This is a genomic window from Sphaerochaeta sp. (assembly GCF_050256055.1).
Taxonomy (GTDB): Bacteria; Spirochaetota; Spirochaetia; order Sphaerochaetales; family Sphaerochaetaceae; genus Sphaerochaeta.
In genome coordinates this window covers 127,910-150,770 of the sequence record NZ_JBFWIJ010000003.1, presented here as the reverse complement: position 1 = coordinate 150,770, position 22,861 = coordinate 127,910, and the positions used below count along the sequence as shown (strand labels likewise).

Here is a 22,861-nt window from a genome sequence, read left to right as displayed (position 1 = left end):
GGGAAATTGCTCAGGTGCGAGCGCTTGTGCCCACGATTCCTCCTGATTCACCTTTTCCACCAGAGGGTAGAGGGAGCGGAGATCTTTTTCTTGTTTTGTTCCGAATAGTTTGGTAAATAATGAGGTACCCATGGATGTCTCGCTTGCAACAAATGTTTGGGGGGCCTTTGCCCCTCCTTACCAGTATACTCATTCTCGAAAGCAGAGAAAAGCGAAACTGTGGAGAAAAGATGGGACAAATCTACCCACACTGTATCAATATGATACAAATCATCTGGTTGTTTTCTGCTTCACATGCTATCATGCTTGCATGATCGTCTGTTTCACCGGGGGAGGCACCCTCGGACATGTGTATCCGGCCCTTGCCGTGCATGAACAACTCAAGCATGATCCGGCCTACCGTCCCTGTTGGATCGGTCGGAATGACCGGCTCGAGAAAAAAGCCGTGCAGGATTCCGGGATCGAATTCCATGCCATTCGCAGCGGGAAGCTGCGTCGCTATCATTCCCTTAGGAATATCTTGGATATCGGCAACATTTGCATAGGTTTCTTTCAGGCTCTTTGGATCTTGTCCAGGATACGACCACAAATTCTGTTCTCCAAAGGAGGGTTCGTTTCCGTCCCTCCTGTACTTGCCGCATTCATGCTGAGGATTCCGGTCATCAGCCATGAGAGCGACGCTTCCCCCGGGTTGGCCACCAGGATCAACACGCACTTCTCCCAGGTGGTCTGTGTGCCATTCTGTGGTAGGTTCGGGAACATACCTGCCGAGAAATTGGTGGTGAGCGGGAATCCCGTCCGCTCGGTTCTGGTAGAGAAAGCCCGTACACCGGATACCTCCGAATCGGTATCGTTTCTCGATCCTGATGAACGATTGGTGGTTGTGCTGGGAGGAAGCAGCGGAGCGGTCCAGCTGAACACTTTGGTCCAGGAGAGCCTATCGGTGTTGACGGGCCATGCGTATATCTATCATCAGTGCGGCTATGGGAATGCCGAGGATACGGTTGCCCCCCGGTATACCCGTGTTGCATTCATTCATGATCATTTGCTCGCCTCGTTGCTGAAACGGGCGGATCTGGTGGTCAGCAGGGCAGGTGCAGGAACACTTGCCGAATTGGCTTTGTTTGGGTGTCCCTCGTTGCTCATCCCCCTCTCGAATGCTTCGAGCAGGGGAGATCAGATTGAGAATGCGCGCCGTCTTGCCCAAATGGATGCAGCTCGGGTACTCTCTGGTGATGTATCTGCCGAGCAGTTTGGTTCGGAGGTGCTCAGATTGCTGGATGACCGAAAGGGACGATCTTTGTTATCGGCAAACCTGCATGCGTTGTCCAATGAACACAGTGCAGAGGATTTGGCTCTGTTGATCAGAAGTCATATACGAAAGGAGTAGGGTATGCAGTGGGGAATTACAATCGGTTCCGTGTATTTCAATTCAATCGACATCATCGTCTTCGCATTGGCTATGATCGGGGGGATCGCAGACACCTTGGTGGGGTTTGCCGATGCCTTCTCACACAGAAGCGGATACATCGTGGGATTCTTTGCCGGGTTGATGTTCACCAAGATCTTCTCCGACCTGTTTGTCCAATCGTTCTCACTGCCGCCGTTGGCATCAAGTCTGTTGGCATTCGTTGCGTTGTTTTTGATCGGTTACACCTTGATGCGCATCGTGGGCAATGTTCTGGAGACGGCACTGAACGCCACCGGGTTGAGGGCGGTAAACGGTCTGTTGGGGTTCCTTTGGGGGGTGCTTGAGGCGGGAATAGCCATGGCTGTGGTCCTGTATGTACTGCAGCTTCAGAAAGCATTCGACCTCTCCTCCATTCTGGATTCGAGCCAATTCGTGTTGAGAATCGTGCGCCCGCTTGTTCCGGAAACCGTGCAATGGTTCTCCTCTTCGGTACAGCAGGTAGTCAATGTTTGAGCAGCTTTCCGCATTCCAGCCGGCTTTGGCCGAGCAGATGAGTCGGCAGATCCAAGAGAATTCCTTCGCGCAGGTGAACCTGTTCGGAGGCGAACGATACAGTCTGCGGATGAGCTTCGCCTTGGAATGTGCGCGTGTCCTTTCCTGTCGGAAAGAGGGGAGACAAGACTGCGACTGCGAAAGTTGCAGGCGATTTTCCACGCTTTCGGTCCCCAACCTGCTGATCATCAGCCAGCGGGACCATGAGAGTGTCATCGAGACCAGCCTGACAACCTTTGCAAGGCTCTACAATGATTTCTCCAAGAACCTGGTCATCCGGACGGTACGCATCCTTCTGCTCCAATACCATCCTGCGTTGAAGGCAGTGAACCAAAGCCAGAATGCCGTCTTTGATGCGGCCTCGGTTTTGAATGAGCTGTTGATCGATTTCTCCAACCAGGCGCAATTTGACGCCAAGACGGCAAAACGATGGGCTGATGACATCCGCTCGAGCCTGAAAACCCTGTATGCCGCTGCACGGAAAAACACGACGATCACCATCAACCAAGTCAGGGATGTCGATCAGTGGATAAACCAGACGAGCATGGGAGAAAGCAAGCGGTTCATCATTCTGGAAGCGATGGAGGAAACCAATATTTCCGCCCGCAACAGTCTTCTGAAAATGCTGGAGGAACCACCTTCGGACGTGTATTTCTTCCTCATCAGCTCATTCCCGAACCGGATCATGCAAACGATACTTTCCCGGGTCAGACGATATGCTTTCCCACCCTTGCACAAGGATTCGGTTGCCTGTTTCCTCCAGCCCTTCTATTTACATGAACGTTCCTATGAGGACCTGCAGCATTTTTTCCTGCAGGAAGGAGGAATGGATGTGCAGAAGATAGGGGATTTGGCGAAATTGTTCGCACTCAGCGTACGGGACGGGCGGTATTTGGAAGGCCCGCAATTATCCGAGATGCTGTCAGAGATCGAGCGTTCGGACAGTATGGAATATGTGCTCAAGGCTGTATTGGAGCAGTTCGGGATCTATTTGGCCGAACAAACGCTGCCTTCTGAGAAAGCTGCTCGATTATCCGCTTTGGTGAATGACGCGTACCAGTCGAGCCGATTGTACAACCAGAACGGAAGACTGATGCTTGAAGCTTTGTATTATCGGATGATGGAGGATGCATGAAGAATTTTGTCCAAAGGGCGATACAGAAGATCGATCAGCTTGACAACAAGCAGATCGTTGACATCCTGCGCAGCCAAGCCGACGAAGTGGAGATGCTTGAGAGCGTGCTCGAATCGATGCAGGATGGAGTCATTCTTACCGATGAAAAGCTGTTGATTCTCTACGCCAACTCCCATTGCAGGACGTTGGTCCCGATGGCAAGGCTTCGCTCCTATGAGGGCCTCCCGCTGGCGCGGGTGCTGGAGGACGAGCAGGTGCTGCGATATATCCTCTTGTGCGTCCAACAGGCCGGCGAGGATGAGCACAACGAATTCACCTTCCAAAAGGGGGATTCGGTCCAGACCATCGCCATACAGGTCTTCACCTATAAGAGCAGCAGCATCCGCAGTCGATCCTCATTTGTCATTATGTTCAGTGATGTCACCGAACACAATGCGAATGAAGCGCGGTTGCGAAGAAGCGAGAACCTTGCCTCCATGACCACGATGGCCGCCGGCGTAGCCCATGAGATCAAGAATCCCCTGGCAGCTATGCAGATACATCTGCAGTTGCTGAAAAAGGCCTTCGTCCGCAAACATTCGCTGACCATTGATGACGCGCAGCGGTACATCGATGTGTTGGAGGAGGAGATCAGCCGACTCAACGGGATTGTGGTGGATTTCCTCTTCGCCGTACGACCGATGGATACCCGCCTCCGATTGGGGCAGCTCAATCGGACGATCGAGGAAGTCTGTGCGTTCGTGGAACCGGAGCTGCAGGAGCATCGTGTGCAGGTGAACCGTGACTTGTGCACCTCGCTTCCGCGTATCGAATTTGATGAACATCTGGTCAAGCAGGCCTTGTTGAATCTGATCAAGAATGCGATGAATGCAATGGAAGGCGGCGGCAGGTTGACGGTACAGTCGCGCTTGGATGGGAACCTGGTCTTGGTTCGGGTAGTCGATACCGGCATCGGAATGGATGAGCGGACGCAGCAGAAGATTTTCGAACCGTACTTTACCACCAAGGCATCCGGAACCGGACTCGGCTTGACCGTGGTGTACAAGATCATGAAAGAGCATAAAGGCGATATCAGCGTAAAGAGCAAGTTGGGGGAAGGAACCACGTTCACGCTCGCCTTCCCGGTTCCCAAGAGCGAACGGCTTGCCTTGGACCAAACCACGACGACGGAGGGACGGTATGAAGCGTAGCATACTCATCTGTGATGATGAGAAAAACATCCGCAGCGGCTTGGCTTTGGCTATGGAATTGGAAGGCTATGAAACGCTGAGTGCAGAGGATGGGCAACAAGCCTGGACCCTGTTGAACAAAGAGTCGGTCGATCTGGTGATCACCGACCTGAGGATGCCGAAAGTCAGCGGTGAAGAGTTGCTGAAGAAAATCAGTTCAGCCTATCCAAGGCTTCCGGTCATTATCCTGACCGGACATGGAACGATTGAGACGGCAGTCGAGGCGATGCGTGACGGGGCGATCGACTTCTTTACCAAACCGGTTGACTTGGATCGTCTGACCCTGGTGGTGAAGAAAGCTCTTTCAACTACGGACTTGTATGCCGAGCATGAACAGCTCAAGCGAGAGGTTGAGCAACTCAAGGCCCGCAACCGGTACGATCGAATCATCGGCAAAAGCCAGAAGATGGTCGCTCTCATGGATACGGTCAGTCAGGTTGCCCCGACGAAAGCATCGGTTTTGATCACCGGGGAAAGCGGGGTGGGCAAGGAACTGGTGGCAGACGCCATCCATGGGTTGAGCAACCGAAGCAATGGTCCGTTCATCAAAGTGCATTGTGCAGCGTTGACTTCCAGTTTGCTGGAAAGTGAGTTGTTCGGCCATGAGAAAGGTTCCTTCACCGGTGCGGTGAAGGATAAGCGAGGCCGATTCGAGTTGGCAGACGGGGGCACGATCTTCTTGGATGAGATCGGGGAGATCGATCTGGCCACACAGGTCAAGTTGCTCAGGGTGCTGCAGGAAAAGCAGTTCGAACGGGTAGGTGGGGAGAAGCCGATCACCGTTGATGTCCGTATCGTCTGCGCCACCAACCGTAATCTGCCTCAGGAGATTGAAAAAGGGAATTTCCGGGAAGATTTGTATTATCGGTTGAATGTCGTGCATCTGGATGTGCCTCCCCTCAGGGAGCGTAAGGATGACATCCCGCTTTTGATGACTAGTTTCCTTGCGCAGTTCAGCCAAGAGAACAACCGTTCGATCGAGGCGTTTTCCGCCCAGGCTAAACGTGCTCTGCTCAGCTACGATTGGCCAGGCAACATCCGTGAGCTCCGCAACTGCATAGAGAGTGCAGTCGTACTTGCCAGAACCAATGTGATCGAGCTTGAGGATCTGCCGATGCATATCAGCAAGGCGCAGAATACATCAAATGTATCCTTGGAAGTCGGCATCACCTTGGCTGAAGCCGAGAAGCAGCTCATCATCTCGACGCTCGCCCAGTGCGGGGGCAACAAGACCAAGGCTGCCCAAATGCTGGATATAGGCAGAAAGACCTTGCACAGAAAACTACAGGAATACAACATTGACGAAGCTTGATATCGAGGAAATATTTGACAAGGGAGGCTTGCTGGAGCAACGCTTCCCATCCTATGAATACCGGGAAGGCCAGCTGCAAATGGCTGAGCTGGTACGGCAAAGCTATGAATGCAATGCCGTTGCAGCCATAGAGGCGGGAACCGGAATCGGGAAATCCTTCGCTTACCTTGCCGTCGCCCTGTATTATGCCCTCCAGGCGCCTGACGAACGGACGGTCATCGCCACCAGTACGATCAATTTGCAGAAGCAGCTGTACGAGAAGGACCTGCCGATGCTATTTACCTACTTGGGGCTTTCCTGCAAGACTGCCTTGGCGGTAGGCCGTTCCAATTACGTTTGCATCCAACGGTTCGTCCAGACCAAGGGGGAAGTGAGCCTGCTTTCCGAAGATCCGTCAACCGAATTGTACAAGGTCGCACAATGGATCAAGGCCACCCCATCCGGATTATTCGCCGATTATCCCGAGCGCCTGAGCGGGGAACTCCGCTCTGAGATATGCTGCGACGGGGATCTATGTCCGAGCCACAGCTGTCCCTACTTCAGGGACTGCTTCTTCTTCAAGGCGAAAGCCAAGGCAAAGGAAGCGAAGATCGTCGTGAGCAATCATCATTTGCTGTTCACCGATGCCCAAAGCCGGCACATCTCCGATGTGGGGTATGAGGAGGAAATGATACTTCCCCCCTTCAATCGTCTGATCATCGATGAAGCGCACAATATTGAAGCAAATGCTTCCGAATATTTCACCGACGAATATGATTCGCAGGAGATGCTGCGTCAGATCTCCAAGATTCAGCGCTCCGGACGATACAGCGCAAAATCCCTGCTGGAGCAATTGGGTGAATACAGTACTGAGGCTGATTTGATCGATCGGATCCAGGATGACATCATGTTGCTGCAGCAACAGGTCGGCACGCTCGACCAATATCTGCTTGCCGTATTTCAGAAGAATGATTTCCAACCGGTTTTGATCAAGGCCGAGCACCAAGGCCGGCTTGAAACGTTCGTCCAGGCGGCGACTGCCGTCGAGCAGGCCAGCGGCAGGCTGGCCGCGAAGATCAATACGTTTCTGGAGCACAACAAAGCCCCGGAAGAATTGGATGGCAAGCTCAATGAACTGAAAGTGCGTGGAACAAGAATTGCTTTGATGAGTGAGGTGCTCAAGCGGTTCTGCAATTTTTCCCTCTGGCAGGATGAGGTGCATTGGTTCAATGCTGAGGCGAACAAATCCTATCGTTCGGTGCAAGTGCGCATCACCCCGCTTTCCATTGCACCGCTGTTGGTTGAGTCAGTTTTTACCAAGCTGGATACGGTGGTCTGTACCTCCGCAACCTTGGATCTCAACGACCAGTTCGCATTCTGGGGTGGTCGGGTGGGGTTGCCGTATGATGAGGTCCGCCCCTTTTTGAAGGGAACGTTCCTTTCCCCGTTCGATTACCGAAACCGCCTGATGCTGCTCACTCCCACCGATGCTCCGCTGCCATCCAAGGAAGTGGAGGAAAGCTACATCCAGTACTTGGCCTCAACCATCTGGTCTGCAGTCAACAGTGCAGGAGGCGGCTCATTGGTACTGTTCACCTCGTATGCCATGCTCAAGTTGATCAAGCAGATGGTAGAGGATCGTTTCGCCGAACAGAATATGGAGCTGCTCAGCCAAGGAGAGCTTGATCGGTACACATTACTCAGCCGCTTCATAGCCCAGAAGGATAGTACGTTGTTCGCCACTTCTTCCTTTTGGGAAGGAATCGACGCCCCGGGAGACACGCTGCGTCTGGTCATCATCGTCAAGTTGCCGTTCACCGTGCCATCCGATCCTGTGTTCAAGGCCAGGTGCGAGGCATTGGACAAAAATGGAGGGAGCGGATTTTACCAGCTTGCCTTGCAGACCGCTACGATGAAACTCAAGCAAGGATTCGGGCGATTGATGCGCTCTACATCCGATAGTGGGGTCGTTTTGATCCTGGACAGCCGGGTGGTCAGCAAGAACTATGGCATGTACATGCTCCGTTCGCTTCCGGAAAGCTTCCACCCGGATACCGAGACCGAGGGAATCTGCGACAAGATCGAGAATTTCCTCTACCGATAAAAAACAGGCGGGATGTATTTCCCGCCTGTATACTTGTGTAGGAGCTTTTACTCGATGACTGCAAGGACATCCTTCATGCTGAGGATCAGATACTCCTTGCCATCAGCCTTGACGGCGGTTCCGGCATACTTGTCATGCATGACGCGGTCTCCTGCCTTCACGGTGATCTTGACTTCATCAGTTCCTTCCCCGACGGCTACAACCGTGCCGATCTGGGTTTTTTCCTGAGCTGTCTGTGGAATGTACAGGCCGCTGGCGGTCTTTTCCTGAACTTCCTCAATCTTTACCAAAACTCTGTCTGCCAAAGGCTTAATGGTCATTGTATCTTCCTCCAACCATAGATATATGTGGTAGTTTCTGTACGAGGGCATCGCCTTCGCTTTCGATAATATAGTCAAAAGTACAAAGACAGGCAAGACGATTTGCAGAAACTGATGCAAAGGTGTGCAGAACCTGCGCACTGGGTAAAAACAACACCCATTGCTTGCCGATTACAGATGCTGTTGTTATATTCGGTATGCAGATACAAGGAATCGGAAGACTATGGAAGGGACAAGAGATTTTCAGACACAATTGATACGACAGGCGGATACTCCGTTTCTCTGTGCAAATACCCCCGTTGAACAGGTGGGTCGGTATTTCTATCAGCTTGGCTGTCTTTTCGCTAAATCCCAGGACATGATGCAAAGCCTGAATTGTTATATTGATGCTTTTTTGATTCGTGGAAACGAAATGCATACATCCGACAAAAACTGGCTTGATTTCTTCCGCCGCCAATTTTCTCTGTATTTGATGGGAAAGGCGAGGTTGTGCTGTTCTCTTAGTGAAGGCGACATGATCCACGACTATCTGAAAGCAGAGTACGAGCAGCTGATGCAGGAACTCGGGGAGAGTGAGATCGCAATTGCCGAGGAAAATCTTGCACGCTGGTTCAGTTCGATCGAACTCGATTTTCCGTGGATGATGGAGGAATCTGAGTCGATGTGGTCGATTGGGTAGATCCGATCCACTGTGTTTTGGTATCAGATGGGTCAGAATGTCCCTGTATTCTCTTGAATTCTGTCAGGTGTGTCAAAATGATGCAATCAGGCTGGGAAAATTCCTGTTCTTTGGTTGTTTTTCCCAAGCGCTTTTTGTGCGAAAAAATTGTAAATTATTGTAATGAATAAAATAATATACATCTATAAATAATTGGCACGCTAATTGCAACTACCTTTCCAACACCCAGAAGGGAGGGTTCTTATATGAAAACCAGACGCGAAATGCTTACTCATACCGATGATGCTTCTCTTTCTTATGATGATGCCAATATCCTGAGCATGTATTTGAAGGAAATCAACCGAATTCCGCTGCTCAGCGCGCAGGAAGAACTCCTGCTTGCCAGACGGGCTCAGAAAGGTGATGCCTTTGCACGCAATCGGATGATCGAATCCAATCTTCGGTTTGTGGTGAATGTAGCCAAGAAGTACCAGAATCAGGGAATTCCTCTTGGGGATCTGATCAATGAAGGAAACATCGGGCTCATGACCGCTTTGGAAAAATTCGACCCTGAGAAGGGATACCACTTCATCAGCTATGCAGTCTGGTGGATCCGTCAGTCGATCATGAAAGCGATCAATGAGAAGAGCAGGGCGGTTCGGCTTCCCCTGAACCGCACCAACGAGTTGCTGCAGATCCAGAAGGCTCAGCGCAGCTTGATGAAGGATTTGAGCACCGAGGACCCGAGCATGGAGGAAATCGGAAACTTGACGGGGTTTGAACCCGAGCATGTGGCAAACCTTCTGTCCATCAGTCGTGACATGGTTAGCTTGGACGCCCCTCTGTTCAACGACGGCAATGCCAGCAACATCGGTGATTTTCTGGAGGATGAGAGTCAGAATCCCGAGCAGTCGTTGCTCGACCAATCGTTGAAGGATGATGTGCGTACCCTCCTGTCGAGTCTGACCGACAAGGAACGAGAGATTCTGGAGTTGCGGTTCGGCCTTGATGGGAAGAATCCGATGTCCTTGAAGGAAATCGGGGAATTGTACAACCTCACCAAGGAACGGATCCGCCAGATTGAGAAGAAGGCGCTTGAACGTCTGAGAAATCCTGCCAAGAGCAAGTTGGTGGAATCCTACATCGCATAACGCACCCTCGAGGTGTATCAATATAGATGGAAACCGGGCATGTTGCATGTCCGGTTTTTCTTGCGTCGATGCTCCCTTTCACCGATACAGTCCCTGGTTGACACCGCAATGACCCCGTGCTATTCTGTGTAAGAAAAATTCGTATGCGAATTTATAGAATCGCATGCAATCAAGGAAGTGTTGATGCGTTCCAAGGATACGACCAATCTCATCTACTCGTCGTTGCGCAGGCAAATCATCAGCTTGGACATCAGACCCGGGCAATTGGTACGGGAACAGGATATTTGTGACCGCTTTGAGGCAAGCCGGACACCCGTGCATACTGCCTTGGAGCGGTTGTGTGATGCCGGCCTCATGGAATTCGTCCCCTACAAGGGGGTGAGATCCACGTTGCTGCGCTTTGCAGACATCTACCAATGGATACTCATGCGTGTCACCCTGGAGACCAAGGTGATAGCCGACTTCGCCAAGCAAGGCGATGCGTTTGCCCTGGAACGAGGATCCCATATCGTACGCAACCAGGAGATCCTGCTTTCCCAGGACACGTTTGAGGCTTCCCGGTTTTATGCACTTGATTCTGAGTTGCACCAACGGTGGTTCACCGAGATGGGATTGCCGCTCTTTTGGCAGGTAATCCAGGATTCCGAGGTATATTACACCCGGTTTCGCATGCTGGACATCGTTGAGATCCATAATTTCAAGGAAATCCTCAAGGAACACAAGGTATTGCTCTCCTTGATCGAATCGCAGGCGTATACACAAATGGAGGAAGTGGTGAAGTATCATCTTTTCGGCGGGATACGAAGAATGCAAACATCGCTGCGCCAAGAGTTGGCTTCCTATTTCTCCGATGCAGAGGATATCGGTACCTATTTGGACAAGGCTTTGGCCGTCCGAAGGCCCGATTGTCTCACATGACCAGTCTCATTGAGAAGGAGATTTGTATGGATACACGGTATTCAACGGGAAAAGAAGCATTCAAGCACATGACAACCGAACAGCTGCGCCAGGAATTTCTGGTGCAGGGCATCTTCCGTGCGGACGAGGTGAGCGGGGTGTACTCGCACATCGACCGGATTGTGACGATGGGCTCGATGCCGGTACAGCGGGAGCTCGATTTGGAGCAGAACATCGATGCGATGAAGGAGTTCGGGGTTTCCTACTTCCTGGAGCGGCGGGAGCTGGGGATGATCAACATCGGTGGTGATGGATACGTCGTGGCCGACGGGAAACGCTATGATCTGGTGCATTTCGACGGGCTGTACCTGCCGAAGGGAACGAGGAAGGTGGTGATGGGCAGCCTGGACAAGAGCCGGCCGGCGAAATTCTACATGAGCAGCACGCCCGCACACCAGGCGTTCGAGGCCAAGCATATCGTGTTCGCCGAAGCCAAGCATGTGCCGGCGGGAAGTGCGCAAGACAGCAACGCACGGACGATCAACCAGTACATTCACCCGGACGTGCTGGACACCTGCCAGCTTTCGATGGGGCTGACACAGCTGGAGAGCGGCAGCGTCTGGAACACGATGCCGTCACATACGCACGAGCGGAGGATGGAGGTGTACTTCTACTTCGACGTGAAGGAAAACCAGACACTGGTACACCTGTTCGGGGAACCGCAGGAGACCCGTCATGTGATGGTGCACAACGAGGAGGCGGTCATCAACCCGTCGTGGTCGATCCACAGCGGGGTGGGGACGAGCAATTATACGTTCATCTGGTCGATGTGCGGAGAGAACCGCACATATACGGACATGGACTGGGTGGCGACCGAGGATCTGAGGTAGAGGATATATATATGGATTACCTACACGAACAATTCAATCTGGAAGGCAAGGTTGCCTGGGTGACGGGTGCGAGCTACGGTATCGGCTTCGCGATCGCGAGCGCATATGCAAGAGCCGGTGCGAGGATCGCATTCAATGACATCAACCAGGAACTGGTGGACAAGGGTCTGGCATCCTACAAGGAAGCGGGTATCAATGCCGTCGGATATGTATGCGATGTGACCGACGAAGCTTCGGTGGTCGAAACGGCGAAGAAGATTGAGACCGACCTGGGGCCGATCGACATCCTGGTGAACAATGCCGGGATCATCCGCAGGGTTCCGATGCACGAGATGGCGGCGGCGGACTGGCGCAAGGTCATCGACATTGATCTGACCGCTCCGTTCATCGTGTCCAAGGCGGTGCTGCCGTCGATGATGGAACGTAAAACCGGGAAGATCATCAACATCTGCTCGATGATGAGCGAATTGGGCCGCGAGACGGTGAGCGCATACGCTGCGGCCAAGGGCGGATTGAAGATGCTGACGCGCAATATCGCCAGCGAGTACGGCAAGTACAACATTCAGTGCAACGGCATCGGGCCGGGCTACATAGCTACGCCGCAGACGGCCCCGCTGCGCGAACGGCAGGCGGACGGCAGCCGCCATCCGTTCGACTCGTTCATCGTGGCCAAGACGCCGGCCGAGCGATGGGGGACGACCGAGGACCTGCAGGGCCCTGCATTGTTCTTGGCATCCAAGGCCAGCGATTTCGTCAATGGTCACGTGCTGTATGTTGACGGCGGCATCCTCGCCTATATCGGCAAGCAACCCTGATCCAGCAAAGCCCACAGGAATCACAACTCAGATTCTTGTGGGCTGTTTCTTTTTTTGGACGGTTTCCGTCAATGTTTCCGTTTGTTGCAGAAATTACGGGAAAAATGGCTTCTGCGTTTCTTCTCTTAGGTATCCCGAAATTCTAAATTAAAAGTTGCAAAATTGAGAAATAACTCAGTATCGACAATGGTACGGAAACTTTGCTGAAAATTCTAAAATTGGAATCGTGTTCCAAAAAGTGAATGAACAAATATTTATCTAATAACAACTTGGTAGCGTCATTCTTACAGTTTTCCTCTTTGATTTGATTGACAGGTGCCCGCTGAACAGATAGGATTTGTCCGTCTAGAATAGTGAAAGAAAGAGGAGTCAATTATGGCAGAGAAGAAAACGAAGTATGTCTATTTCTTTGGCTCCGGTAAGGCAGATGGAACAGCTCAGATGAAAGAGCTGCTCGGCGGAAAAGGTGCCAACCTCGCCGAAATGACCAGCATTGGTCTTCCTGTGCCCCCGGGCTTTACGATCAGCACCGAAGCATGTGCGTATTATAGTTCCCACAAGGGAGCGTATCCCGAAGGAATGCGGGAACAGGTGCTTGAAAACCTTGCCAGACTCGAAGAATTGATGGGCGCAAAGCTTGGGGATGCAGAGAATCCCTTGCTCGTCTCCGTGCGCAGTGGCGCCGCACAGTCCATGCCCGGCATGATGGATACCATCCTCAATCTCGGGCTTACCCCGGCTTCCATACAGGCTTTGATTGCGAAGACCAACAATGAGCGGTTCGCTTGGGACAGTTATCGTCGTTTCATGCAGATGTTCGGCGATGTAGTGATGGGTGTGCCCCATCATGAGTTCGAGACGGCCTTGCAGGATGTGAAGGATGCCGCGAACAAGGTGCTTGACACTGAATTGGACAGCAAGGACCTTCAGGAAGTCATTTCCCGCTACCAGCGCATCTACAAACGCTATACTGGAGAGGATTTTCCCACCGATCCCAGTGACCAGTTGTTCAAGGCGATCAATGCAGTCTTCAAGTCATGGAACAATGAACGGGCCATCAAGTATCGTCAGATGAACGATATCCGCGGATTGCTCGGGACTGCCGTCAACGTCCAGAGCATGGTGTTCGGCAACATGGGTGATACCAGCGGTACCGGTGTCGCCTTCACCCGTGACCCGTCGACTGGAGAGAACCAGTTCTACGGCGAGTACCTGATGAATGCCCAGGGAGAGGACGTGGTCGCCGGCATCCGCACCCCGCAGACGATCGAGACGCTGCGTGCGGTGAACCCCGAGGTGTATGACCAATTGGTGGAAATCCGCTCAATCCTGGAGAATCACTACAAGGATATGCAGGATGTGGAGTTCACCATTCAGGAAGGCAAGCTGTACATGCTGCAGACCCGTAATGGCAAACGTACGATTTTCAGCTGGCTTCGCACTCAGGTCGAGATGGTGGAAGAGGGGCTTATTTCCAAGGAAACCGCTGTCAGCAGGGTTCCCGCTTCGGAATTCGGCAAATTGTTCGCCCCGATTTTGGATGGGAAGTACATTCGGGACAATTCCTTGGTTGAAATCACCCATGGATTGAATGCTTCTCCCGGCGGTGCCTGCGGTCAGATCTATTTCACCGCTGAGAAGGCGGAGGAAATGGCTGCCCAGGGAAAGGACGTCATTCTGGTCCGTACGGAAACCAGCCCTGAGGATATCGGGGGAATGGCGGTTGCCAAGGGTGTGGTGACCTGTCGCGGTGGTATGACCAGCCATGCTGCAGTCGTCGCCCGTGGAATGGGCTGTCCCTGCGTCAGTGGTGCCGGAGAGATTCGCGTCAATGAGCCGAAGAAGTATCTGGAAGTGAAGGGGACCACCCTCAGCGAGGGCGATTATCTTTCCATCGACGGGTTTACGGGCGCCATCTTTGCCTCGAAGATTCCGGTGAAGGCATCCGAGATTGTGCAGGTGCTCAACAAGACGATGAAGGAAAGCGAATCCACTGTATTCCAGAACTACAAGACCTTCATGGGATATGTGCAGTCACAGAAGCGGTTGGGTGTATATACCAATGCCGATACTCCCCACGATACCGAGATGGCGGTTGCCTTCGGTGCCGAAGGCATCGGCTTGTGCCGCACCGAGCATATGTTCTTCGGTGGAAACCGCATCATGTCGATCCGCAAGATGATTCTTGCCAACAACACGGTGGAACGGGAGAAAGCCCTCTCCGAGCTGCTGCCGATGCAGCGCGGAGACTTCGAGGCGATTTACCAAGCACTACAGGGACGTCCCGCCACCATCCGTCTGCTCGATCCTCCGTTGCATGAATTCCTCCCCAATGACCATACCAGCCGTCATGAGTTGGCATTGCAGATGGGACTGACGGTGGAAGAGGTTGCCCAGAAATCGAGTGCACTCCATGAGTTCAACCCGATGCTCGGATTCCGTGGTTGCCGCCTTGCGATCATCTATCCTGAGATCCTGCGCATGCAGGTCAGGGCGATCATCGAGGCTGCAATCAATGTGAAGCGCCAAGGCATCGATGTGCTGCCTGAGATTATGATTCCCTTGGTAGGCAACTACAAGGAGTTCCTGTTCACCAAACAGCATGCGCTTGAGGTGATCGAGCAGATCTTTGAAGAACAGCAGATGCATGTGGAGTACAAGATCGGTACGATGATCGAAGTTCCGAGAGCTGCCATCACCGCGGATGAGATCGCCCGGGAAGCAGAATTCTTCAGCTTCGGCACGAACGACCTGACCCAGATGACCTGTGGATTCAGCCGAGACGATGCTGCTTCCTTCCTCGGTGCATATGTAAACGATCCGGACAAGCAGTTCTACGAATATGATCCGTTTGCATCCATCGATGTCGACGGTGTCGGCAAGCTTGTGGAAATGGCGGTGAAACTCGGCAGATCGACCAATCCCGATATCATCCTTGGTATCTGTGGCGAGCATGGCGGTGATCCGAAGACCATTGCTTTCTGCAATAAGATCGGCTTGGATTATGTTTCCTGTTCTCCGTTCCGGGTTCCCATTGCCCGTCTGGCAGCTGCCCAGGCAGCCATCGCGGCAAAGAAGAGCAAGTAATTAATTGTAAGTATTACAACAATATCCCGGACTTTTGTCCGGGATATTCTGTATCTGGGCAAATAAAAAACGGCTCCCGAAGGAACCGTCAGAGCCAAAAAAGGGAATTGAACCCTTGACCTGCTCATTACGAGTGAGCTGCTCTACCCCTGAGCTATTTTGGCTTATAAGCCTGCATAGAGTACCGTAAAATACGTTGTTTGTGAAGGGGATATACGGAAAAAAAACTCTGCACGCGGAACGGAGAAAACCAATGCGGAGCTTGCCTGAGCGTTTCGGTTGCATCTATGTCGCCTTGACCTTCGGTCCATTTGCAGGTACGCTTGAATTAGGAAGAGAGACACATTGAAAACACAAGCTTTATTCAGTCATGCCGTCGCCCAGGAGGTGGTTGTCTTGCTGAATACCGAGAAACAAAAAACAAGAACCAAAGTAGGGGTAGGCTGGCAACCGGAGGTTGCTCAGTTCCTGCTTGATATGTTTCCCAATGCCTTGGAATATGGGTTGCAGCTCAGCGACATAGCCGAGCTGGTCAGTGAGGATGAATTTTCCTTTGAATCCGAGGATTATGCATTCCTTTCCGATGACGATGATGATGATTTCGATACATACGATGATGATGACGAGGATGACCAGTAATGAGAGTCCTCGGCATTGAGACCTCCTGCGATGAATGTTCGGCAGCCGTCGTCGTCGATGGGCATACCATTCTCAGCAATGTCATAGCCACACAGATAGAATTGCACAAGCCCTATGAAGGGGTGGTCCCTGAATTGGCATCCCGTCTCCATACCGAGTGGATATCCCAGGTGGTGAAAGCCGCTTTAGCCAAGGCACAACTTCGTCCTGACGAGATTGATGCCGTAGCGGTCACCGGTCGTCCTGGTTTGCTCGGCTCCCTGCTGGTGGGAGTGAGTTTTGCCAAAGGGTTTGCAGCATCTCTGGACATCCCCTTTCTGATGGTGGATCATATCAGGGCGCATTTATATGCTTCACAAATTGAGCACCCGCTGGCTTATCCTTATCTCGGGGTTCTGGTTTCCGGTGGGCACACCGTAATATGTCGGGTGGACGGATATGACCAGATTGAGGTGTTGGGAACAACCATCGACGATGCCATCGGGGAAGCCTTCGACAAGGTGGCCAAGCATTATGGTTTCGGATATCCAGGTGGTGTGGCCCTCGATCATCTGGCCAAGGAAGGGGATGCGAATGCATTTCTTTTCCCCGGTCCCACGCTCCGTACGAAGGATCACCCGTACGATATTTCCTATAGTGGTTTGAAAACCGCCGCCATCAACCAATTGGAAAGTTTTTGGAACGGCACCAGTGCAAAAAGTGCGGAAAACATTGCTGCATCCTTCCAGCGCAGTGCCGTCAACATGCTGATGAAGCGGGTTCGTTCGGCTTTGGAGGAAACAGGAATGAAGCGGGTGAGTGCCGGCGGCGGTGTAGCCGCGAACAGCTATCTCAGAAGTGAACTCAACAAGTTGTCGGAAGGCGGCTATGAGGTATCCTTTCCCTCGCTTAAATTGTGTACCGATAATGGGGCAATGATAGCCGCATTGGGGTATCGGTACCTGAATGATGGAATACGCTCAGATTTTTCCGAGTCAGCCAGTGCTCGGGTTACAGCTTTTAAAAAACAATATCTGCAGAGAGTGAAGCCATGAATACGACCTATGATTTGGACACGGTAATTCGCAAAGTACCTGATTTCCCCAAGGAAGGGGTACTCTTTTATGACATCACCGGGATTCTTGCCGTTCCCGAAGCGTTCCGCTATTGCATAGAGGAGATGGCACGATTATGCGCTGGGCGGAACATCGATTCCATCGCAGCGGTGGAAGCCAGAGGGTTTGTGTTTGCAGCGCCGCTTGCAGAGCGACTCGGTGTTCCCCTGATCCTTGTCCGCAAGCTCGGAAAACTTCCCAACAAGGCATATACCAAAAGTTTTGCCTTGGAGTATGGGTGTGATGTGATTTGTGTACAGGAAGTGGATGTCCAGGAAGGCAAACATGTACTTTTGGTCGATGATCTGATCGCCACCGGCGGAACCTTGAAAGCGGCCGCCGTCATGTTCGAGGAACACGGGGCTGTCGTGGAAGGCTTCATGGGGGTGATCGGGCTTCCCTTCCTCAACTATGAACAGGTGCTTGCCGGCTACCCGGTACAGGTGCTGCAGGTCTACCACGGCGAGTAGGAAGAAAAAATCGCTCCTACTTGACAAAGCAAACGCATTTCCGTATCCTACCACAGGATTTTGAAATTGGGATGTAGTGTAATGGTAACACTGCAGATTCTGGTTCTGCCTTTGGGGGTTCGAATCCCTCCATCCCAGGCATCGGTTCCTTCGTCTAATGGTTAGGACAGGAGATTCTCAGTCTCTAAATAGGGGTTCGATTCCCCTAGGAACTATTTCAAGTATGGGAGGGACAGCCTTGCAGGTTGTCCTTTTTTTTCGGTACACTAGTCAAGAGGAACTGCACACCATGATTACAGCGTCAAACATCGGTCTTTCGTACGGAACACAAGTTCTCTTCAAAGAAGTCAATATAAAATTCACTCCGGGAAACTGTTACGGTATCATTGGGGCGAACGGGGCGGGTAAGTCCACGTTCCTGAAAATCCTGTCCGGGGAAATCGAAGCCGATACCGGAGAAGTGATTATATCCTCCGGTCAGCGTATGGCTGTATTGAGGCAGGATCACTTTGCTTTCAACGACTATACCGTGTTGGAAACCGTCATCATGGGGTACGAACAGCTGTATGCCGTGATGAAGGAACGCGATACCATCTATGCCAAGGAAGATTTCACCGAGGAAGATGGACTTCGTGCCGCCGAATTGGAAGGGGAATTCGCGGAACTCGGGGGCTGGGAAGCGGAAGCGCAGGCTGCCCAGATGCTCGATGGACTGGGTATCTCCACCGATTTGCAGCAGAAGAAAATGGCGGATGTCGAGGACAACATCAAGGTCAGGGTGTTGCTTGCCCAGGCGTTGTTCGGCAACCCTGATATCCTGCTGTTGGACGAACCCACCAACCACCTTGACCTCGAATCGATTCATTGGCTTGAGGACTTTTTGGCCAACTTCGATAATACGGTGATCGTCGTCAGCCACGACCGTCACTTCCTCAATACCGTTTGCACCCACATTGCCGACATCGACTACGGTAAGATCCAATTGTATGTGGGCAACTATGATTTCTGGTATCTATCCAGCCAATTGGCCGCCAAGCAGATGAAGGATGAGAAGAAGCGGCGTGAGGAAAAAATTGCGGAACTGAAGGAGTTCATCCTTCGCTTCTCCAGCAATGTGGCGAAAGCAAAACAGGCTACCAGCCGAAAGAAACTGATCGACAAGCTTACCATCGACGACATCAAGCCCTCCAGCCGTCGTTTTCCCTATGTTGCCTTCAAGCCTTTGCGTGAATGCGGAAAGAACATCCTCGAGATCAAGGCTTTGTCCAAGGAGATTGAGGGGGAGAAAATCCTGGATAATTTCGATCTGGTATTGAACAGCGGCGACAAGGTTGCCTTCGTGGGACCGAACCATTATGCGAAGACGGTGCTGTTTGAGATTCTGAGCGGAAACATGGAACCTGACAGCGGAAGTTTTGCATGGGGAGTGACGACCAGTCTTTCCTATTTCCCCAAGAACAACAGCCATTTGTTCGAGGAGCATCTTTCCATCACCGATTGGCTGAGAACCTACAGTGAGGACAAGGACGACACGTACATCCGTTCCTTTTTGGGGCGAATGCTGTTCAGCGGGGACGAAGCCTTGAAGGATTGCACAGTGCTCAGCGGGGGAGAAAAGGTACGGTGTGTGCTTGCACGCATGATGCTCGAACAGTCCAATTGCATGATTTTGGACGAACCCACCAGCCACTTGGACCTGGAAGCAATCACCGCACTCAATGATGGCTTGATCGATTTCAACGGGGTATTGCTGTTCAACAGCCATGACCACCAGTTCGTGGAAACCATCGCAAACCGGATTATTGAATTCACGCCCAATGGGGTGATTGACAGGATGATGGGCTTTGAGGAGTATTTTGCCGACGAAGCCATCAAAGCATTGCGGGATGAGAAGTACAGTGGTTCTCATCATGCCATAGCCCTCTAGGAGGTGTTGCATGCTGGTAGCGGTGGATATTGGGAACACGAACATAGTGATAGCCGTCCATGACGGCCATACTTGGTTACAGTCATTCAGAATCTACAGCGACCAGCGCAAGACCAGTGACGAGTATTTCGTGGTACTGGACAGCCTGATGAGCCATGCCGATCTGCATAAGCACGATATCAATCGGGCGGTGATCAGTTCGGTCGTACCCAATCTCACTCGTTCGATGCAGAAGAACATTTCCCGTCTATTCGACGTTCAGCCCCTGATGGTCGATCATTCGGTGAATTCCGGACTCAAGAAAGAGACGATTCCCCAGGAATTGGGAAGCGATCTGCTGGCAAACGCAGCCCAGGCGCATTACATGCACCCAAACGGACCGGCTGTAATCGTTGATTTCGGCACCGCCCTGACACTTACCACCGTCGACAGCGACGGATCGGTTCTTGGGGCCTCGATTGCTCCCGGATTGGTCACCGCAGTCAATGCATTGTTCGGCAATACGGCGCAACTTCCCCAAGTGGAGCTCAAGATACCCCATTCCGTAATCGGACGGAACAGCCAGGAATCGATTCGCAGTGGGATCATGTTCGGATACAGCGGCATGGTCAAGACCATCATCGAGCGAACCGAACTTGAACTCGGCAGGGAAGTGTATGTGATTGCGACCGGAGGGTTATGCAGGACCATTGCACCGCTCATCGACCGGATCAACCAGGTTTCGGTCATGCACACCCTCGATGGGCTGAAGCTCATCAGCGACTTGAACTAAAAGACAAACTTTCCCTGTTCCATCAATTTGACGGAAGCGCCGTCACGTGTATAGGCAATGATGGTCATATCTTTGCTGCCGATCATGAAATCGATATGCATCAAGGAAGTATTGCATCCAGCCTGATGCAGCTGTTCATCGCTGGACAAGGCGTTTCCCCCTTCCAAGGTACTGGGATACCCATCGCCGAGTGCAAGGTGGCAGGAAGCGTTCTCATCAAGCAGAATTGAATGGAAGATCAGATTGCTTTGTGCAATCGGGCTGGTTTCATCGACCAGAGCGACCTCTCCGAGCCGCCTCGTGCCTTCATCGACGGAGAAAAAGGCATCGAGTGCTTCTTTGCCCGTCTTGGCTGTATAGTCAACCACCTTGCCGTTCTCGAAGGTGAACCGTACTTCTTCGGTTACGTTTTCCATGACGTTTACCGGTTTCGTGGTGGTAACATACCCTTGTGCACGCAGTCGGTCCGGTGTAGTGAAGATTTCCTCAGTGGGCAGGTTGGGGAAGAAGCGGATGCCCTCGGGCAGCAGCGCCGCCCCACCGGTGAAGCGGGATCGTTCGGTGAAGCCGATGGTCAGGTCGGTCTTGCTGCTGAGAAAATGCAGACGGTCGATATGTAAGTCATTGAGGAAGTCTCTTCGTCGATCGAGCATGGCATTCTTCTCCTCCCATGCTCCCTGGGGATCTGGCTGGTCGAGCAGCAGGATGGGGTTGAGGACATCAAACAGATCTTCCGCACTTGCATGTTCTCCCAATACTTGGTGTGCCCAGAGATTTCCCGGCGCACAGCAGACGCACCAGGCAAGCTGGTCGCGCATCAATTTCTTGGACCGGACTTCACTGAACTCACGTTTTGCCTTTCCGTACACTTGGTTCTTGTGTTGGTCCAGCACCGGGTGATCGAGCCGGTCCTCGGTTGAATCGATGCGGATGTACGACCATCCCTCGGCACAGAACTCATGATCGAGCGCCTTCAAAAAGGCGGGGCTGAATTTCAGCTGTGCATCATCTTGTGCGTTCAGGCGTTCAGCCAGTACATCCAGGTCATCGAGCAGGACCTGAACGAAGCTTGCTCCGTTGCGGTATGCCGATTTGGAGAGTGCCCGTGCAAAATAATAGGTTCCCGGTCCGGTAAGTACCACGACACCCTTGCCCTTTTGCAGGTTGATGCCTTTTTTGATCACCAGGTCGGCATATCGGTCGATGCTTGCTTGATCCATGTAGTATCTCCTTAGTTTCTGTGGACACCTTCGGTGACCACCTCGAGTTCTTCTCCATCTTTCTTGGTCAGTACAACGGAAAGATGGTCATCGCCGACCGGTATTTCCAAGCGTACCAAGGATTGGTTGAGCTTGCTCTGTACGATGTCATCCTCGGTTTGCTGCGTCTTGAGCGTATCGAGAGAAAACCCTCCCAACACCAAGGTTGTCGTCATTTCCTTGGCAAAGTGGGCGTGCACCGACCGTCCTAGATATCTGCTTTCGATCGTATCATTATCCGCAAGCGAGAGTTCGGCGACTCGTGCGGCCCCTTCATCGATGGAAAAGAACGCTGCCAGGGCTTCTTTTCCTTGTTCGGCTTCGAAATGAGTGACCTTTCCGTCCCTGATGGTGAACGTGGCGCCTATAACCTCTTTCCCCAAGACATAAAAAGGACGGGAGGAACGGAGAGTTCCCTGTGTCGAGGTTGCATCCAAGGCGACATGGATGCTTTGCATTGGGAGCATGGGTGAGAAAATGCGGCCGTTTTTCAGCATCTGCCTCCCGCCGGCCCACTGAGTGTCATCTGCACTGCTTCCCCTGCATTCCCACCCATCGCCGATAAGCTTGATGTCGACACGTCCGAGTGCGTTTAGTCTTTGTTTCCGATATTCAAGCAGATTCGCCTGCTCATCCCAGAAGGAGGATGCCCAATCGGAATCGAGACGGAACAGGGCACCGAACAGCAGCCAGGTCTCTTCCTCGCTTGCATTTCGGCCGAGCACATTTGCAGCCCATTGATTTCCGGGATAGGGGACATTCGCCCAGGCAACCGCTATCCTTCGGTCGAGAAACACCGGTTCGCTCAAATGACCGAAGCGGGCAAGCAGGCCTACATCCTCGACGGCTTTGCCCAAGTCCAGATCCTGCAGGTACGGGCTTGCATCGAGATCGAAGAGATGGCACATCACCACCGCTTGTACCGGTGGACGGAAAATTTCCTGCTGTTCCGGTTCGATGGGAATGGCCTCGATCACCTTGCCGTGATTGGTTTCAACGATGGTGACGGTCTGACCGGTCACCATGGTTGCTTCCTTTGCAAGGTATCGTGCGAATCCCATGATTGCAGCTTCCGTGTTGATGGATACGCTGTCTCCGGGCCTGAGTTTCAATTGGCTCTGTATGATAAGTTGGGCATATCGTCTGATCAGATCTTCCAT

20 protein-coding genes and 3 tRNA genes are annotated in these 22,861 nt (G+C 52.3%); 19 read left to right on the top strand and 4 right to left on the bottom strand.

From position 1 onward, the window contains the following. Nucleotides 1-310 precede the first annotated feature (310 nt). From AB7C91_RS02215 to AB7C91_RS02190, 6 genes are read left to right on the top strand one after another with little or no spacing between them, the layout of a single operon-like run. Nucleotides 311-1,390: a UDP-N-acetylglucosamine--N-acetylmuramyl-(pentapeptide) pyrophosphoryl-undecaprenol N-acetylglucosamine transferase gene (locus AB7C91_RS02215; protein WP_332448282.1), complete on the top strand. Its 1,080-nt coding sequence runs from the start codon at nt 311-313 to the stop codon at nt 1,388-1,390. A gap of 3 nt (nt 1,391-1,393) precedes the next feature. Further along, complete coding sequence (locus AB7C91_RS02210) at nt 1,394-1,924, top strand: CvpA family protein (protein ID WP_332448281.1); 531 nt, start codon at nt 1,394-1,396, stop codon at nt 1,922-1,924. Next, a complete protein-coding gene (locus tag AB7C91_RS02205; protein ID WP_428588924.1) occupies nt 1,917-3,098 on the top strand; it encodes a hypothetical protein in 1,182 nt (393 codons plus the stop codon). Before AB7C91_RS02210 ends, AB7C91_RS02205 begins: the two co-directional genes overlap by 8 nt. Then, nucleotides 3,095-4,288: a two-component system sensor histidine kinase NtrB gene (locus AB7C91_RS02200; protein ID WP_332448279.1), complete on the top strand. Its 1,194-nt coding sequence runs from the start codon at nt 3,095-3,097 to the stop codon at nt 4,286-4,288. Before AB7C91_RS02205 ends, AB7C91_RS02200 begins: the two co-directional genes overlap by 4 nt. Beyond that, nucleotides 4,278-5,639, top strand: coding sequence for a sigma-54-dependent transcriptional regulator (locus AB7C91_RS02195; protein ID WP_428588921.1), 1,362 nt, complete (start codon nt 4,278-4,280; stop codon nt 5,637-5,639). Before AB7C91_RS02200 ends, AB7C91_RS02195 begins: the two co-directional genes overlap by 11 nt. After that, a complete protein-coding gene (locus tag AB7C91_RS02190) occupies nt 5,626-7,722 on the top strand; it encodes an ATP-dependent DNA helicase (RefSeq protein WP_428588918.1) in 2,097 nt (698 codons plus the stop codon). The genes AB7C91_RS02195 and AB7C91_RS02190 overlap by 14 nt, the downstream gene beginning before the upstream one ends. 47 nt (nt 7,723-7,769) lie before the next feature. Here the strand turns inward: AB7C91_RS02190 and AB7C91_RS02185 are convergent, their stop codons facing one another. Next, nucleotides 7,770-8,042 carry a co-chaperone GroES gene (locus AB7C91_RS02185; RefSeq protein ID WP_332448276.1) on the bottom strand — a complete coding sequence of 91 codons (273 nt, stop codon included), beginning with the start codon at nt 8,040-8,042 and terminating at the stop codon, nt 7,770-7,772. A 223-nt stretch (nt 8,043-8,265) separates the two neighbouring features. Between AB7C91_RS02185 and AB7C91_RS02180 the strand changes: the two genes are divergently transcribed. The 6 genes from AB7C91_RS02180 (at nt 8,266) to ppdK (ending at nt 15,540) form a co-directional block, all read left to right on the top strand. After that, nucleotides 8,266-8,721: a hypothetical protein gene (locus AB7C91_RS02180; protein ID WP_332448275.1), complete on the top strand. Its 456-nt coding sequence runs from the start codon at nt 8,266-8,268 to the stop codon at nt 8,719-8,721. Nucleotides 8,722-8,966: 245 nt separating this feature from the next. Continuing rightward, nucleotides 8,967-9,851 (top strand): RNA polymerase sigma factor RpoD/SigA, encoded by an 885-nt coding sequence (locus AB7C91_RS02175; protein WP_332448274.1) that lies wholly within the window; start codon nt 8,967-8,969, stop codon nt 9,849-9,851. Between the two features lie 183 nt (nt 9,852-10,034). Continuing rightward, nucleotides 10,035-10,769 (top strand): GntR family transcriptional regulator, encoded by a 735-nt coding sequence (locus tag AB7C91_RS02170; protein WP_332448273.1) that lies wholly within the window; start codon nt 10,035-10,037, stop codon nt 10,767-10,769. Nucleotides 10,770-10,795: 26 nt separating this feature from the next. After that, nucleotides 10,796-11,638: a 5-dehydro-4-deoxy-D-glucuronate isomerase gene (gene kduI, locus AB7C91_RS02165; RefSeq protein WP_332448285.1), complete on the top strand. Its 843-nt coding sequence runs from the start codon at nt 10,796-10,798 to the stop codon at nt 11,636-11,638. 11 nt (nt 11,639-11,649) lie between these two features. After that, entirely contained in the window at nt 11,650-12,453 is an 804-nt protein-coding gene (locus tag AB7C91_RS02160; RefSeq protein WP_332448272.1) for a gluconate 5-dehydrogenase, read from the top strand. Nucleotides 12,454-12,828: 375 nt separating this feature from the next. Continuing rightward, nucleotides 12,829-15,540, top strand: a complete 2,712-nt coding sequence (gene ppdK, locus AB7C91_RS02155) for a pyruvate, phosphate dikinase (RefSeq protein ID WP_332448271.1) — start codon at nt 12,829-12,831, stop codon at nt 15,538-15,540. 92 nt (nt 15,541-15,632) lie between these two features. Here ppdK and AB7C91_RS02150 read toward each other — a convergent pair. Continuing rightward, nucleotides 15,633-15,704: transfer RNA gene (locus AB7C91_RS02150), tRNA-Thr, on the bottom strand. A gap of 181 nt (nt 15,705-15,885) precedes the next feature. Here AB7C91_RS02150 and AB7C91_RS02145 point away from each other — a divergent pair. From AB7C91_RS02145 to AB7C91_RS02115, 7 genes are all read left to right on the top strand, one after another. Beyond that, nucleotides 15,886-16,179, top strand: a complete 294-nt coding sequence (locus tag AB7C91_RS02145) for a hypothetical protein (RefSeq protein ID WP_332448270.1) — start codon at nt 15,886-15,888, stop codon at nt 16,177-16,179. Further along, entirely contained in the window at nt 16,179-17,213 is a 1,035-nt protein-coding gene (tsaD, locus tag AB7C91_RS02140; protein ID WP_332448269.1) for a tRNA (adenosine(37)-N6)-threonylcarbamoyltransferase complex transferase subunit TsaD, read from the top strand. The genes AB7C91_RS02145 and tsaD overlap by 1 nt, the downstream gene beginning before the upstream one ends. Further along, complete coding sequence (locus AB7C91_RS02135) at nt 17,210-17,743, top strand: adenine phosphoribosyltransferase (protein WP_332448268.1); 534 nt, start codon at nt 17,210-17,212, stop codon at nt 17,741-17,743. Before tsaD ends, AB7C91_RS02135 begins: the two co-directional genes overlap by 4 nt. Before the next feature lie 67 nt (nt 17,744-17,810). Beyond that, nucleotides 17,811-17,881: transfer RNA gene (locus tag AB7C91_RS02130), tRNA-Gln, on the top strand. Between the two features lie 5 nt (nt 17,882-17,886). Beyond that, nucleotides 17,887-17,958 (top strand) — tRNA-Glu (locus tag AB7C91_RS02125). A gap of 74 nt (nt 17,959-18,032) precedes the next feature. Further along, nucleotides 18,033-19,670: an ABC-F family ATP-binding cassette domain-containing protein gene (locus tag AB7C91_RS02120; protein ID WP_332446727.1), complete on the top strand. Its 1,638-nt coding sequence runs from the start codon at nt 18,033-18,035 to the stop codon at nt 19,668-19,670. Between the two features lie 10 nt (nt 19,671-19,680). Then, nucleotides 19,681-20,442, top strand: coding sequence for a type III pantothenate kinase (locus AB7C91_RS02115; protein ID WP_332446726.1), 762 nt, complete (start codon nt 19,681-19,683; stop codon nt 20,440-20,442). Here AB7C91_RS02115 and AB7C91_RS02110 read toward each other — a convergent pair. After that, on the bottom strand, nt 20,439-21,662 hold the full coding sequence (locus AB7C91_RS02110; RefSeq protein WP_332446725.1) for an aminopeptidase: 1,224 nt from the start codon (nt 21,660-21,662) through the stop codon (nt 20,439-20,441). The genes AB7C91_RS02115 and AB7C91_RS02110 overlap by 4 nt on opposite strands. An 11-nt stretch (nt 21,663-21,673) precedes the next feature. After that, nucleotides 21,674-22,861 carry an aminopeptidase gene (locus AB7C91_RS02105; RefSeq protein WP_428588909.1) on the bottom strand — a complete coding sequence of 396 codons (1,188 nt, stop codon included), beginning with the start codon at nt 22,859-22,861 and terminating at the stop codon, nt 21,674-21,676.

What these genes read in the sequence shown, in the direction of transcription:
- AB7C91_RS02215 (WP_332448282.1), top strand. Translation starts at nt 311, where the DNA reads ATGATCGTCTGTTTCACCGGGGGAGGCACCCTCGGACATGTGTATCCG.
- AB7C91_RS02210 (WP_332448281.1), top strand. Translation starts at nt 1,394, where the DNA reads ATGCAGTGGGGAATTACAATCGGTTCCGTGTATTTCAATTCAATCGAC.
- AB7C91_RS02205 (WP_428588924.1), top strand. Translation starts at nt 1,917, where the DNA reads ATGTTTGAGCAGCTTTCCGCATTCCAGCCGGCTTTGGCCGAGCAGATG.
- AB7C91_RS02200 (WP_332448279.1), top strand. Translation starts at nt 3,095, where the DNA reads ATGAAGAATTTTGTCCAAAGGGCGATACAGAAGATCGATCAGCTTGAC.
- AB7C91_RS02195 (WP_428588921.1), top strand. Translation starts at nt 4,278, where the DNA reads ATGAAGCGTAGCATACTCATCTGTGATGATGAGAAAAACATCCGCAGC.
- AB7C91_RS02185 (WP_332448276.1), bottom strand. Translation starts at nt 8,042, where the DNA reads ATGACCATTAAGCCTTTGGCAGACAGAGTTTTGGTAAAGATTGAGGAA.
- AB7C91_RS02180 (WP_332448275.1), top strand. Translation starts at nt 8,266, where the DNA reads ATGGAAGGGACAAGAGATTTTCAGACACAATTGATACGACAGGCGGAT.
- AB7C91_RS02175 (WP_332448274.1), top strand. Translation starts at nt 8,967, where the DNA reads ATGAAAACCAGACGCGAAATGCTTACTCATACCGATGATGCTTCTCTT.
- AB7C91_RS02170 (WP_332448273.1), top strand. Translation starts at nt 10,035, where the DNA reads ATGCGTTCCAAGGATACGACCAATCTCATCTACTCGTCGTTGCGCAGG.
- kduI (WP_332448285.1), top strand. Translation starts at nt 10,796, where the DNA reads ATGGATACACGGTATTCAACGGGAAAAGAAGCATTCAAGCACATGACA.
- AB7C91_RS02160 (WP_332448272.1), top strand. Translation starts at nt 11,650, where the DNA reads ATGGATTACCTACACGAACAATTCAATCTGGAAGGCAAGGTTGCCTGG.
- ppdK (WP_332448271.1), top strand. Translation starts at nt 12,829, where the DNA reads ATGGCAGAGAAGAAAACGAAGTATGTCTATTTCTTTGGCTCCGGTAAG.
- tsaD (WP_332448269.1), top strand. Translation starts at nt 16,179, where the DNA reads ATGAGAGTCCTCGGCATTGAGACCTCCTGCGATGAATGTTCGGCAGCC.
- AB7C91_RS02135 (WP_332448268.1), top strand. Translation starts at nt 17,210, where the DNA reads ATGAATACGACCTATGATTTGGACACGGTAATTCGCAAAGTACCTGAT.
- AB7C91_RS02120 (WP_332446727.1), top strand. Translation starts at nt 18,033, where the DNA reads ATGATTACAGCGTCAAACATCGGTCTTTCGTACGGAACACAAGTTCTC.
- AB7C91_RS02115 (WP_332446726.1), top strand. Translation starts at nt 19,681, where the DNA reads ATGCTGGTAGCGGTGGATATTGGGAACACGAACATAGTGATAGCCGTC.
- AB7C91_RS02110 (WP_332446725.1), bottom strand. Translation starts at nt 21,662, where the DNA reads ATGGATCAAGCAAGCATCGACCGATATGCCGACCTGGTGATCAAAAAA.
- AB7C91_RS02105 (WP_428588909.1), bottom strand. Translation starts at nt 22,861, where the DNA reads ATGGAAGATCTGATCAGACGATATGCCCAACTTATCATACAGAGCCAA.